The organism is Chryseobacterium sp. S90 (assembly GCF_047444895.1).
Classification (GTDB): Bacteria; Bacteroidota; Bacteroidia; order Flavobacteriales; family Weeksellaceae; genus Chryseobacterium.
The window spans coordinates 252,633-266,289 of record NZ_JBLGCX010000004.1 but is presented as its reverse complement, the minus strand read 5'-3'; the positions used below and the strand labels follow the sequence as shown (position 1 = coordinate 266,289).

Genomic DNA, 13,657 nt, shown 5'->3' with positions numbered 1-13,657 from the left:
AATTCAATTAAAATGAATCCCATACAAGAGTATTTCTACAGAATCGAAGAGCCTGAGAGAAGTACTCTTTTATTTTTACGTGATTCTATTTTAGCTTCCGATCCCGAAAATATTACGGAAACATTCAGTTTCGGGCTTCCGTTTATCAAGTACAAAAAGAAGATGCTGTGTTATTTCTATTACAGCAAAAAATATAAGAAACATTATATCAGCTTTTACCACGGTGACAGACTGGATTATCCTGAGCTGATAATGGATGGCAGAAAGAAGTTTAAAATCCTCTTGATTGATCCTGAAGAAGATCTTCCCGTAGAATTCATATTAAACCTCACGGAAGAGATTAAAAAGCATATAAAATAAAAAACTCCGGCACGAATCATCGTACCGGAGCCCTCTTTAAAAAACTTTATCATTGTGTGTTTATTCCGCTGAATTCCGCCTGTTTGATTGCCCACGCGATCATATTGGCAAAAAGAATCGAATTCTGAACCTGCATTGATCCTGTTGCATATCCGTTTCCGGCATATCCGTAAGAAGATTTCTGAACCGGGAAATATCCTCCCGAACTCGGTGCTACAAAAGGCTCAATGGTATTGCTTGCATATTGATTTCCGTTCGCATTTTCATTACTTAAAAAACCACCGTCACCAAACCATATAAAGTTTAAACTGGTATTTCTTAATCCCGAAATTCCTGTTCTTGCAGTGGTGCTGTTAATGGGTTGTGCATAGCTGTAAGGAACAAATCCACTTGTCAATCCGGAAATATTTACTGTTGTAGAGGCATCTTCCCCCCAGTTTTTACCTCTTACATCTCCAAAAGGTCCGTTAAGGATAGGATCATCAGAATTGGTAAGAGCATAAACAGAACCTGCACCGCCACCATAAGAAGCTGAGATTGTAGGATCAGAGAATATTCCTCTGAATAAATTCTGTGCTGTACCTGTATCATCTGTCATAGCAATTACAACTCCTTTTTTATTAAGGTAAGAAGCAATATAACCGGCTTCTGTAGCATTAGGGGTATAATTGTAACCAATGACAACAATATCAGGTTTGTTATTAAGAGCTGTCTGAATAGCTGCTGATGAAGGTGAGTTTCCTAAAGATATATGGGTAAAACCTTCATATTTAACAATACTTGAGGCTGTTGTTCCAAAATTTGTCGGAGCATCCATCAGACTTCGTGAAGGACCGGTGTAAGCACTATAGCCATACGCTGTTTCTAATCCGATATGAAGTACTGTCTTCTTAGGAATTACAACCACTACATTTACAGAACAGGTTGTAGATACTCCTCCCTGACTGTCTGAAGTAATAGTAATTGTTTTCACTGATGTAGAAGACGGTGTTCCTGTTCCGCCTAATGTTATATTTTGATTTCCTGTTGCTGTAAATGTTCCTGACCCACTGAAAGATATCCCGTCAACTGTATTGGATGTAATCGTGTAACTTCCCAATGTTGAAACATTTACCGGTAACGTAATCGTATTGGAAGCTGTAAGAGCCGTTCCTACTTTGTACACGCCATTTACCGTTGCATTTCCACAGCTCATGGTATATGTTCCTGCAGGACTCAATACTGTAATTGAGATCGCCGGAGTACAGGTAACAGCAGTTCCATTGGCTTCAAGTGATACATCATCTGTCTGGATATTCTGAGGAGTTCCCTGCCCAGGAATCTGTATCGTTTGTGTTCCTGTATTCAAAAATACTCCCGTTCCATAAAAGTTATACCCGTTTGTCGTAGTTCCGGAAATAGTGTAGTTACCCACTTTTGTAACATTTACCGCGATACTCAGGTAATTAGAATTGGTAAGTTCTTTCCCTTTCACATAGCTTCCCATTGCTTTGGAAGTAGAACAATCTATAGTAAAAACAGCTTTTCCCATTTGTCCGCAAACACTTTTCCATTCGTTATCCGCAAGACTCCAGTAATTGAAACAATCTTCTGTAGTATTGTAAATTGTCAGTCCGTCATCTTTGGATTGATTAATTACAATGGCATTTCGTTGTGCTTCTGTAAGCCGCGGAATCAGCACTCCTTTGTTATTATTTCCTGAGATGACATCCAAAACAGAATTATCATTCGGTGTAGTAGTGTTAATTCCTACCGCGCCATTATTGGCTTGTGAATAAAATTTTCCAAAGGCAAAGAGCAGTGCTATCAGCAAGACTTTGATTGGGGGAATTGTAAATTTTGTTTCCATCATTTTAAAGTTATAATTGTTTAATGATTAAAATTTTTGACTAAGTCATTTAACCGTCACAAAATTATCACCCTCAGACAATTACAAATTAATTTTCACTACGCAATACTACTCACGCGTAGTAAAACTCACAAAACCACAGCAAATTCGGAGCGCATGGAAATACAGATAGAAAGTTGAGTTATTTCATTTAATTCAATAATAAATTCAAAAAATTACAACCAACCAAACACAAAAACAATTATTATTTGCTTATCAAAAAAAATAATTTAATTAAGCCCAATGAACTACAATGTCATTTCATATTTTAAAGACAGTTTTCCATTTGGCAATGGTATTTCTGCTTATTTTAAAATGACAGCCAAGCTGAAAATTGCTAAGTCCGTTTTTTTTCTGATATCTGAGAATTTCCAAAATGGATTCTTCATCATAAGAGCGGAGTCTTTGACTTTTGAACCCAACTGCATATTCCGGATCACCAAAAATCAATTGATTAAACTTTAGAATATCAATCGCTGAATGTAATCTTTCTAACTTATTCCTGATGGTTATATCTATTAGTTTTTCCGGAAACTTTTCCTTAAGAATATCGGTATAGATCTGCTTATAGTCAGGTATCATATTATAGTTTTTTCATCCATTTGTATAAAGTTGTTTTGGGGATCTTATATCTTTCAACAACTTCATTGGCAGTCATTGCTCCCATTTCTATTTTTTCAAGTATAAAATTCTTTACCTCCTGGGTATAAATACTTTTCCTGAAAACTATGGAACTCCCCTTTTCTCTGAATTCATTATCAATTCTTGACTGCGGAGCATATAAAATAAGATGACCGGTATAAAATCTAAAAAAATCAAACTTTAATAGCTTACACCATTTCATCAATATATCCGTATCAATACTTTTTGCCTGATACATCATTTCTATATCATCTTCTGTTCTGTCTAAAAATCGGGAGATCCTTTCTATTGAAATCTGATGTTCTACTACTTTGGATCTTATCAGGCTTCCAATATGAATGTTCTTAATATTCATCACAATATTTTTAAGTAAAAATATTGACAAGAAAAACAAAAAATACCACCCATCGGTACTCAACACTACGTATGAGTAACAAAAATCGGAATTTTGTTTAAATTTTAATCAAAAAGCTGTTGATATTGATCTCAGAGGATATATTCAGTTTTTTTCTAATCCTGTATTTTTTACTTTCTACTGCCCGAATACTGTTATTGGTACACTGTGCTATTTTCTTGGTATCAAAATCAAGTTTCATTAAAGCACAGAAATACAGCTCGGAATGAATAAGATTAGGATTTATTTTTAAAACACCCGGTATAAAATGAGGGAAAAACACCTGGAATTTTTCAAAAAACATGGGTGAATTACTTTCTGCCAGACTTAAAATTTCCTCAATATTTTCCTCTGAAAGATGGTTGATAAGCATCTGATGTTTCATCAGTTCCGTATTTGTTTTTACCAGATCTTTAATGGTAGAATCTTTCTCTTTTTTATCAGAAATCAAGCCATGAATCAGTGCATCTTTCTGAGTAATAAAAACAATATCCATCAGGAAAGAGGCAATGGAAAATAAAATATTCAGCAACTTTATTGTTTTAAAATCCCCGGCTTCTATAAATTGACTCTTAGGCAGGAAGTCAAAATCAAAATACAGACATACAATAAAATTAATACTGATCATAAACGTAATGAAAAAAATAGCAAAAGCGTCTTTTTTATAGTTCAGAAAGAACGGAACGGCAAACAAGAGACAAAAATAAAAATACTCTACTCCCGCATTTTTGTAAGTATAAATATTAAAGAAACTCACTATAAAAGTCAGTAAGACAAATATAAAGAGGATGGAACTTTTCAAGACATTTCTAAACCGTTTTGTCTTCCCTTTTAACGCCATTAGAAACAACCAGAAAAAGGTAATAACCGTAAGAAATGTTGAGATCAGCATATCCCCGAAAAAAGTAATAATAAAAACGGAATAGAACAGGAAGATGAGAAACAATAAAAGCAGGTAACGGTTAATAAGATTCAGATAGTTGCTGTCAAAGTCATCATCCGTTTTCTCCGTTTCATCATTAATCATCTTAAAGAAAAACTTATAAATCATCTTGTTGTTTTTTTATGTTTTCACAAGCTCAAGTTGGCATTTGTACTACTGACAGCATAAATTTCCCAATATTAATAGCTTTTAAATAAAAACTCACAAAACAAAATATAGGTTTGTAATTTTTAGCGATAAAAGAATATGATTTGTGTTTTCCAGTTACAATTTACTAAAATCCAACATTTAAATTATCAAATAAAAGACATTTTCATAAAAATTAATGTCTGTTTATTTTACCTCTTTTAAAAGTTTAAATAGCTTGTGTATTTTTTAATATGCAAAATTATAAATACAAACAAAAAGGTATTCTTTCCTTGATACGCAATATTACTCATGCGTAGTTAAACTCAAATGTGCTGTTTAGTCCTTCATCCTTCAAATAAAAAAGAGAGCCAGGAAGGCTCTCTTTTCAGTTTATATATGATAAGAATCTTAATTTTCTTTCAGTTTGGCAATAACATCCAAACCTCCTTTTGTAATATCTCCGATCTTACAGATAATCTCAGTATCCAAAGGCAGGAACACATCCATTCTGGAACCGAATTTAATAAATCCGAACTCATGTCCGGCTTTTGCTTTATCGCCTTCATTACAATAGAAAACAATCCTTCTGGCCACATATCCGGCAATTTGTCTGAAGACCACTTTATGATTGGTCATAGTTTGTACAGCTACAGTAGTTCTTTCGTTCTCTGTAGAAGACTTTTCATGCCATGCTACCAGATATTTTCCCGGATGGTATTTTTTGTAAATCACTTCACCCGAAACCGGATATCTACAGATGTGAACATTTAGCGGTGACATAAAAATAGAAACCTGAATAGCTTTCCCTTTTATAAATTCATCTTCATCCACTTCTTTGATCATTACCACTTTTCCGTCCACCGGAGCTATCACGTTTTCTTTGTGATCTAAGATATTACGATCCGGAACTCTGAAAAACCAGAAAACTAAACTGTAAATAACCAACAAAGGCATAATGATCAGCAGGGACCATATTTTAAGGAAATAAATTGCTAAAGCGCCCAAAATAATAAAAAGTATGGTCGCAACGGTAATTGTTCCTTTTGATTCTCTATGTAATTTCATGAGACTAAATAAATTTTTCTAAAATAAAGTACAAATATACGACAGGAACGCAGATAATAAAACTATCCAGTCTGTCTAAAACTCCTCCATGCCCTGGAATGATGTTTCCACTGTCTTTCACACCGAAATTTCTTTTCAATTGGCTTTCTACCAAATCCCCTAATGGAGCAAAAGCAGCAACCAAAAATCCTACAACCATCCAATTCCCTCTCAATTCAGGCTGATAATGTTCAATAAAGTAGGATAAAACCAATGTTAACACTACACCTCCTGCATATCCTTCCCATGTTTTTTTAGGGGAAATTTTAGGAGCCATTTTATGTTTACCAAAAAACTTTCCTACCAGATAAGCAAAGGTATCGCTACTCCAGATGAGGATAAACAAGAATAAAACTTCCAGTGAGAAAGTATCACTATAGCTCGAAAACTTTGGCAGTCCCAATGCAAAACTGAATGGGAGCGCTACGTAAATAACGGTAAAAATAAGTTTCCCGCTGTCGAAGTATAATTCGTTGGGATATTTGAATAAAGTAACCACAGCAATCCCAATTAGAGCCAGCGCCAGTATTTCACTGAGTCTGAAATCAAAAAAGAAATCGTGGCTGAAATATCTTTTTGAAAAAATATAGAATATAAAAATGACCAATGGATATACGATCCATTTTTCATAGCCGTTTCCAAACTTCATTATTTTGACACATTCCCATGTTCCCACAATCAGTAACAGACTCATTAAGCCATAAAAAAGATACTGTTGTTTGATAAGGCCCGGGGCAATGCTGTTCAACAGTTGCGCTCCCAGCGGAGTCGAACAAAGAATAATGACGGCTACATAAACTATACCTGATACGGTTCTTTGAATGAGATTTTTATCCAAAATTTAAAATTTAGAAGTGGTTTGCTTAATCTTCAAGCAATAATAAAAACAGTTTTGTATTGGAATTGGAAGAACTGTCCATTTTTGACTGGCTTCCACTGATGGAAGTAAGGTTCTTGATATTTCCATTTCTTTTTATTTTTCCCATGGCATCATTCAGGTTGTTCACAATCTGAGAAACATTGGCAATGATGATAATTCTATCGGGAAGTCTTGAAGAATGATAATGAAGAATATTATTGTGTGAAAGCATGATTCTGCCATCATAGGCGATCAGGTATTCACAAGTAATGAATGCAGCGTCATTAGATGGCTGCAGTTCTGACGTGTAAGAAGTCTTCACAACGTTCAAAAAGTTATGAAGTTCTTTATCCCAACAGAAAAGATTGTGGATACCTTCTATTTTGATAATTTGATTTAAAGTTTGTAGAGCCTCCGCTTCATCTGCACAATAATTAAAAAATCCCCCCGAATGCGTAAATAATTGCGCAAACTTATAGTCAAGATCCGCATTTTTCAGCGAATCCCCAAGCTTCTCCAGGCTCTGTTTGTCCTCTTCTTCAGGCTGGTTGGTAAGTTTGCTTACAATCCTCTTGAATAAATTCAACTTAATCTATTTTTAGTCAACTTTATACAAAAATAGAAAATAAATTACAATAGAGTCCAAAATATCTCTTTAAATATGAAAAAACCTGACAATTTTGGAGTTGTCAGGTTTTGGTAAGGTTTATTTTTTAAGAATCTTAAAGCTGTGTCGGGCTTTCTGGAGCCTGTATTTCGCTTTCTTCTTCTTTATCTTTGATCTGAGGTGTTTCCACTACTACCGGCTGATCTTTTTCAGGAATCGTATTGGTAACGGGCTTCTCTGTCAATTCAGGATCCCATGCTCTTTTTCCGAATATTTCTTCTAAGTCTTCACGGAAGATCACTTCTTTTTCTAACAATTTATTGGCCAGAGCATCCAGTTTATCTTTATTTTCTTCAAGAATCCTTACTGCTCTTTCGTACTGATTTTCGATAATCAATTTGATCTCCGCATCAATTTTAGTAGCCGTTTCTTCAGAATAAGGTTTTCCGAAATTATACTCTGACTGGCCTGAACTGTCATAGTAAGAAATATTACCAATATTGGGGCTTAATCCGTAGATAGTCACCATAGCCTGTGCTCTCTTCGTTACTGTTTCAAGATCAGAAAGCGCTCCTGTAGAGATATTGTTGAAGATTACCTGCTCTGCTGCTCTACCTCCTAATGTTGCACACATTTCGTCCAACATTTGCTCAGTAGTGGTCAATTGCCTTTCTTCCGGAAGATACCATGCTGCTCCTAAAGAACGACCTCTTGGAACAATCGTTACTTTTAAAAGTGGTGATGCATGTTCTACGAGCCATGAGATGGTAGCGTGACCTGCTTCATGATAAGCAACTCTTCTTTTTTCAGATGGCTTGATGGCCATATTTTTCTTTTCAAGTCCACCAATAATTCTGTCTACCGCATCCAGGAAGTCCTGCTTTGTAACAGAAGTATGGTTATATCTTGCCGCGATTAATGCTGCTTCATTACAAACATTGGCAATATCTGCTCCACTGAATCCAGGAGTTTGTTTTGCTAAGAAATCTCTATCAACATTATCATCAAGCTTGATCTTTTTCAAGTGAACATCAAAGATCTGTCTTCTTTCGTGAAGCTCTGGAAGATCCACGTAGATAGAACGGTCAAAACGACCTGCTCTCATTAATGCTTTATCAAGAATATCCGCTCTGTTGGTAGCCGCCATTACAATTACATTGACATCTGTTCCGAAACCATCCATTTCAGTAAGAAGCTGGTTCAATGTATTTTCTCTTTCGTCATTTCCGCCAGAGAAATTATTTTTTCCTCTTGCACGTCCGATAGCATCAATCTCATCAATAAAGATGATCGCCGGAGATTTTGCTTTAGCCTGAGCAAAAAGGTCTCTTACTCTGGAAGCTCCTACCCCAACAAACATTTCAACGAAATCAGAACCAGAAAGTGAGAAGAACGGAACTTTAGCTTCACCTGCAACGGCTTTTGCCAATAATGTTTTACCAGTTCCCGGAGGGCCTACTAAAAGGACTCCCTTAGGAATTTTACCTCCCAGTTTTGTATATTTTTCAGAGTTTTTCAAGAAATCCACAACTTCCTGAACTTCTTCTTTAGCTCCTTCCAATCCTGCAACATCTTTAAATGTCACCTGAATTCTTTCTTTTTCGTCAAAAAGCTTTGCCTTAGATTTACCGATAGAGAAGATTTGTCCGCCAGGGCCTCCGCCACCTCCCATCTTTCTGAAAAGAAGGAAGTAGAATAATCCCAGAATCGAAATCCAGACCAGTGCAGGAACTAAGATGTCCATCAATGCACTTTTTCCTGTTCCGTAATCTTTTGTAGTTTTAATAACCGGATTGCTGGCTTTCACCTGCTCAAATTTCTGAAGGAAAAGTTGAAGGTCTCCATATTTCACAGAAAAATCTGCTTTAGGAGCCATTTCAAAGGCAGAAAGAGGGTTATTTTCTTTTCCGGCTTTGGAAACCATTGCCGATTTTGCTTCTTTTGTTAGGAAAACATCAGCTTTCTCTATGTCTTTGTATATAATTATATTCTGGACTTTCCCCGCCTGCATTTCTCTAAAGAAACCATCTTCATCAATAGATTTTGCACTGTCACCTCCAAGGAAATTGGAGCCAAAGAAGAGCAAAAGGGCTATGATTGCAATTGGAAAGAACCAGTTGAATCCTTTATTATTCATTTAGACTTTTTAAAATTTTTATTATTGATTTTCAATTTTGGTAATGACTGCGTCACCCCAAAGCTCTTCTATATCATAGTACTCACGTACCTGCTTCTGAAATATATGAACCACCACTGAAACGTAATCTACCAATACCCACATTGCATTTTCAGTACCTTCTACATGCCAAGGTCTGTCCTGCAGTTCGTTTCTTACTTTTTTCTCAACACTTCCCGCCAATGCAGCTACCTGTGTATTTGAGTTTCCACTACATATCACGAACGTTTCTGCTACGGAGTTTTCGATGTTGGAAAGATCGAAGATCATAATGTCTTCTCCTTTTACATCCTGGATAGCTTCAACGATTTTATCTATTAACGCTTGTTTTTCTGCTGTTTTATTCATTAAAAAAATACTATAATCTGCAAATTTATTGTTTTTTCTTTACTTTAACCTTACTTTTACCCTCTTAATGTCTTAAAGTTTTCTTAAATGAGCCAACTCTTCTATCTGAAAGAATGTTCTTCTACTAATGACGAAATATCAAAGTTTTTACTTTACGAAAATTCAGATTTTATTGGACTGCATACTTTTAATCAAACTAAAGGTCGTGGTCAGTATGGAAATGTCTGGACTCAAACTGCCGGAAAAAACCTGGCTTACACGCTGGCAATCAATACTCAGAACATCTTGTGCTCTGACTTTATATTCAATTATTATACCGCAATGATTATCCGGGATTTCCTTGCCAAATTGTCTGAATCAGAGGTAAAAATCAAATGGCCGAATGATATTATCCTTAAAGGTAAAAAAATCGTTGGAATTTTAATAGAAAAGAAAAAAATTAATCAAAATAATTATTTCATCATAGGAGCCGGAATCAATATTCTTCAGGACAAATTTGATGAAATATCTAATGCAGGATCACTCCTGACGCAGACAGGCATCCCATTCGATCTGGAAGAAGTTTCATTAAACCTTCATGAATATATGTCTGAGAAGCTGAAAAACATTCCTTCTGACCAGAAAATCCTGGATGGATTCAACGCCAACCTTTTCAGAAAAGATCAGATCTCTGTCTTTGAAATTGAAAAAGAGCGACAAAATGGCATCATCCGAAATGCAGACGAAAAGGGTGAACTCTGGATCGAACTGGAAGACGGAATGCATTCCTTTTATCACAAGGAAGTAAAATTACTTTACTGATTGGCTCTTTTGATATACAGATAAAGGGTAAGCGGTAAAAACACCATATTTGGCAGCCACATGGCTACTGCCGGAGACAAACTTTTATTTTCTGAAACTACTTTCAAGGCTTCAAATGAAAACACGAAGATAAAGGCCAATGAGATTCCTATTGCAAGGTTTATTCCCAATCCTCCTCTTTTCTTTTGTGATGACAGGGAAAGCGCCAGGAATGTCAGAATAATGATAGAAACTGGCATTGAAGTTCTTTGATGAAGTTCATTCAGATAAGAATTCAGGTTACTGTTTCCTCTTGCCTTTTCTCTTTCAATGAATTTCAGAAGCTCGGGTGTCGTTTTATTTTGACCCAAAAGTTCGTTAGGGAAAAGTTCTTCCGGCGAATGTCCGTAGTTTTTCCTTAATTCTATTCCGTTGCCTAGCTTCTCTGTATTGTCTTTATTGATTGTTTTTTCCAGATAATTATTGAGAACAAACTGTTTTTTGGCTTGATCCCAATACACTTCGCTTGCTTTCAGCTCATAGGTCATTTTTCTGTCTTTATCATATTTCTGATAAACGAAACTAGATCCTCTTTTTTCTCGTTTATTCCAGGAATCAACAAAGATATATTCTGTTTTGCTCAGCTGTGAAGAGGCTGGAGCTGTTCCTAAAATCTTTTCTTTATTGGCTGCATTATAAGTGTATGCTTCCAGTTCATTTTTCTTGATATTCGCCCAAGGGAGAACCATATGATATACCACAAGGGCAATCAAACCAATAAAAATGGATGTTACAAGATAGGGTTTGGAAAACCTGTAAAAACTGGCTCCACTACTGATAATAGCAACAATTTCGGTATTATTTGCCATTCTGGAGGTAAAATAAATCACCGAAATAAATACCAGAATGGAGAGGAAAGTCACTACAAGATTAATAATCCAGAAGGGATAAAAATGTACCAGGAAATACATCAGATCCAGTTTCGGATCAATGGCTTTGGCGTTTTCTATCCTTGGAATCTTTTGCTGAACATCGATTACCAATACGACTATAGACAATAACACCAACATGAAACTGAAAGTTCCAAGGTATTTTTTAATGATATATCTGTCTACAATTTTAAGCATATTCTCTTATAATCTTTGTCTAAGAACCGGTACTATGGAGTTTTTCCATTCGTAGAAATCTCCGGCAATAATATGTTCTCTGGCTACTTTTACCAGATCAAGATAGAATGCAAGATTATGAATCGAAGCAATCTGTTTTGCCAGATATTCTTTAGATACGAACAGGTGGCGAAGATACGCTTTTGAATATTCACGATCTACGAAACTTGTTCCAAATTCATCCAAAGGCGAAAAGTCGCGCTTCCATTTTTCATTTTTAAGATTCATCACCCCCTGCCATGTGAAGAGCATTGCATTTCTTGCATTTCTTGTTGGCATTACACAATCCATCATATCAATTCCCAGTCCGATAGACTCAAGGATATTCCATGGAGTCCCTACTCCCATCAGATATCTTGGTTTTTCTTTTGGAAGGATATCCGTCACTTCATCTGTAATTCTGTACATTTCTTCTTCTGGCTCTCCAACGGAAAGTCCACCGATGGCATTTCCTTCGGCTCCTGCTTCAGAAATTACTTCTGCAGAAATTTTTCTGAGATCAGAATAAGTAGACCCCTGAACAATTGGGAAAAGTCTTTGCTTATACCCATACAATTCAGGATTATCATTTGTCCATTCAATACATCTTTTCAGCCAACGGTGTGTAAGCTCCATAGATGATTTCGCCTGGTTATAATCACAAGGATAAGGAGTACATTCGTCAAAAGCCATGAAAATATCGGCTCCGATCTGTCTTTGAATCTCCATTGATCTTTCCGGAGAGAACATGTGGTAGCTTCCGTCGATATGAGATTTGAATCTCGCACCTTCTTCTGTCATTTTTCTGTTACTCGCCAGTGAAAACACCTGAAAACCTCCTGAATCGGTAAGAATAGGAAGATCCCAGTTCATGAATTTATGTAAACCACCTGCATCCTGCATCGTCTCCATTCCCGGACGAAGGTAAAGATGGTAAGTATTTCCCAGAATAATCTGTGCTTTAATGTCTTCTTTTAATTCTCTCTGATGAACTGTCTTCACACTTGCAACAGTTCCCACAGGCATAAAAATGGGAGTTTGAATCTTCCCGTGATCTGTGGTAATTTCCCCTGCTCTTGCTTTTCCTTCAGAGGTTTTTTCTATATTAAAAAATTTCATCTTTCTACTTTTTTAATTCACCTTTTTATCAGTGATTCCTTATAGGTTAGAAACTCCATCCGCATTATCTCACCAAAGGGGGTACAACAGCGTTCTGTTTCAGTTTATCCTTCACGTATTTATCTGCTTTGGGATCTTTTTTCAGCAGTATTTGCTGTGCATCATTGGTAATCCCATCCATTTCTTCTTTGATCACATAGTATTTGAAACTTTCTACAAAGTCTTCAGATTTCACTTTATGCGACTTCAGGACAGCTCTTGTACCAGCTTCCATATTTTTGTCAGGATATACAAAGATCGCCTGATCGTTGATCGCAAGATCTGCAATGATTTCTGCCATTAGGTCTTTATCGATCAGATTTTTAGGCTTATCTATATAATCGCTGCACGAAAACAGGCTCAGCAAAACGAAAATAAAGATTAACTTTTTCATCAGTTTCATAATCTGTTGATGATTGATTTCCATTTTAAGTTCAGTACTCCAAAAACCGCTTCATGAATAATTCCACCGTTCATTTTGCTTTCTCCTAAAATTCTGTTGGTAAATATAATAGGAACTTCTACAATTCTGAAGCCTTTCTTGAATGCTCTGAATTTCATTTCTATCTGAAACCCGTAGCCTTTCAATCTTACATTATCCAATCCTATTTCTTCTAATACTTTTCTTGAAAAACAGACAAATCCTGCTGTAGTATCATGAATCGGAAGACCTAGTACAAATCTTACATATTTTGATGCAAAATAAGAAAGCAGGACTCTTCCCATGGGCCAGTTGACCACGTTCACTCCTTTTGAGTATCGGGAACCGATGGCCATATCGGCATTCATACATGCTTCAAACAATTTCGGCAGGTCATTAGGATTATGGGAAAAATCGGCGTCCATCTCAAAAATATAATCGTATTTATTTTCGATAGCCCATTTAAATCCGTGAATATATGCCTTTCCCAACCCGTCTTTCACATGTCTTATTGAAAGATGCAAATAATGCGGATGTTTCTTCTGCAATTCTTTTACAACCTCTGCTGTTCCATCCGGGGAAGTATCATCCACAACTAAGATATGAAAGTCGTCCTCCAATGCAAAAACCGCGGAAATAATATTTTCAATATTTTCCTTTTCGTTGTATGTGGGGATAATGACGAGTTTTTTCATTTCAGTTT

General features: G+C 36.0%; 15 protein-coding genes. 2 read left to right on the top strand and 13 right to left on the bottom strand.

Translation table 11 applies throughout. The annotated features are described in order from the left end of the window. The first annotated feature begins 12 nt into the window (after positions 1-12). A complete protein-coding gene (locus tag ACLMCG_RS13265; protein ID WP_413959877.1) occupies positions 13-360 on the top strand; it encodes a DUF1801 domain-containing protein in 348 nt (115 codons plus the stop codon). A 49-nt stretch (positions 361-409) separates the two neighbouring features. On the opposite strand, the gene ACLMCG_RS13260 is transcribed toward ACLMCG_RS13265, so the two are convergent. From ACLMCG_RS13260 to rsfS, 9 genes are all read right to left on the bottom strand, one after another. Further along, positions 410-2,209, bottom strand: a complete 1,800-nt coding sequence (locus ACLMCG_RS13260; protein WP_413959876.1) for a hypothetical protein — start codon at positions 2,207-2,209, stop codon at positions 410-412. A 300-nt stretch (positions 2,210-2,509) separates the two neighbouring features. Next, positions 2,510-2,830, bottom strand: a complete 321-nt coding sequence (locus ACLMCG_RS13255) for a helix-turn-helix domain-containing protein (protein WP_413959875.1) — start codon at positions 2,828-2,830, stop codon at positions 2,510-2,512. Position 2,831: 1 nt separating this feature from the next. Then, the gene (locus tag ACLMCG_RS13250; protein ID WP_413959874.1) at positions 2,832-3,245 is read right to left on the bottom strand and encodes a transposase; all 414 of its coding nucleotides are present in this window, start codon (positions 3,243-3,245) and stop codon (positions 2,832-2,834) included. 97 nt (positions 3,246-3,342) lie between these two features. After that, complete coding sequence (locus tag ACLMCG_RS13245; RefSeq protein WP_413959873.1) at positions 3,343-4,335, bottom strand: helix-turn-helix transcriptional regulator; 993 nt, start codon at positions 4,333-4,335, stop codon at positions 3,343-3,345. A 429-nt stretch (positions 4,336-4,764) separates the two neighbouring features. Then, complete coding sequence (locus ACLMCG_RS13240) at positions 4,765-5,421, bottom strand: phosphatidylserine decarboxylase family protein (RefSeq protein ID WP_149834046.1); 657 nt, start codon at positions 5,419-5,421, stop codon at positions 4,765-4,767. Positions 5,422-5,425: 4 nt separating this feature from the next. Then, on the bottom strand, positions 5,426-6,298 hold the full coding sequence (locus ACLMCG_RS13235; protein ID WP_223598403.1) for a phosphatidate cytidylyltransferase: 873 nt from the start codon (positions 6,296-6,298) through the stop codon (positions 5,426-5,428). Between the two features lie 25 nt (positions 6,299-6,323). Then, a complete protein-coding gene (locus ACLMCG_RS13230; RefSeq protein WP_047422252.1) occupies positions 6,324-6,905 on the bottom strand; it encodes an LUD domain-containing protein in 582 nt (193 codons plus the stop codon). A gap of 136 nt (positions 6,906-7,041) precedes the next feature. After that, entirely contained in the window at positions 7,042-9,063 is a 2,022-nt protein-coding gene (gene ftsH / locus ACLMCG_RS13225) for an ATP-dependent zinc metalloprotease FtsH (RefSeq protein WP_047422251.1), read from the bottom strand. A 21-nt stretch (positions 9,064-9,084) separates the two neighbouring features. Next, positions 9,085-9,450: a ribosome silencing factor gene (gene rsfS / locus ACLMCG_RS13220; protein WP_047422250.1), complete on the bottom strand. Its 366-nt coding sequence runs from the start codon at positions 9,448-9,450 to the stop codon at positions 9,085-9,087. 87 nt (positions 9,451-9,537) lie between these two features. On the opposite strand from rsfS, the gene ACLMCG_RS13215 reads away from it, so the two are divergent. Next, the gene (locus ACLMCG_RS13215) at positions 9,538-10,251 is read left to right on the top strand and encodes a biotin--[acetyl-CoA-carboxylase] ligase (RefSeq protein WP_413959872.1); all 714 of its coding nucleotides are present in this window, start codon (positions 9,538-9,540) and stop codon (positions 10,249-10,251) included. On the opposite strand, the gene ACLMCG_RS13210 is transcribed toward ACLMCG_RS13215, so the two are convergent. The 4 genes from ACLMCG_RS13210 to ACLMCG_RS13195 all read right to left on the bottom strand — a co-directional run bounded on the left by ACLMCG_RS13210 (position 10,245) and on the right by ACLMCG_RS13195 (position 13,649). Further along, positions 10,245-11,357: an LptF/LptG family permease gene (locus ACLMCG_RS13210; protein ID WP_223598400.1), complete on the bottom strand. Its 1,113-nt coding sequence runs from the start codon at positions 11,355-11,357 to the stop codon at positions 10,245-10,247. The two genes, ACLMCG_RS13215 and ACLMCG_RS13210, sit on opposite strands and share 7 nt — an antisense overlap. A 6-nt stretch (positions 11,358-11,363) precedes the next feature. Continuing rightward, complete coding sequence (gene tgt, locus ACLMCG_RS13205; protein WP_142717246.1) at positions 11,364-12,494, bottom strand: tRNA guanosine(34) transglycosylase Tgt; 1,131 nt, start codon at positions 12,492-12,494, stop codon at positions 11,364-11,366. Between the two features lie 64 nt (positions 12,495-12,558). Next, positions 12,559-12,927, bottom strand: a complete 369-nt coding sequence (locus ACLMCG_RS13200) for a DUF4296 domain-containing protein (RefSeq protein ID WP_223598399.1) — start codon at positions 12,925-12,927, stop codon at positions 12,559-12,561. Positions 12,928-12,932: 5 nt separating this feature from the next. Beyond that, positions 12,933-13,649, bottom strand: coding sequence for a polyprenol monophosphomannose synthase (locus ACLMCG_RS13195; protein ID WP_047422245.1), 717 nt, complete (start codon positions 13,647-13,649; stop codon positions 12,933-12,935). Positions 13,650-13,657: the final 8 nt, after the last annotated feature.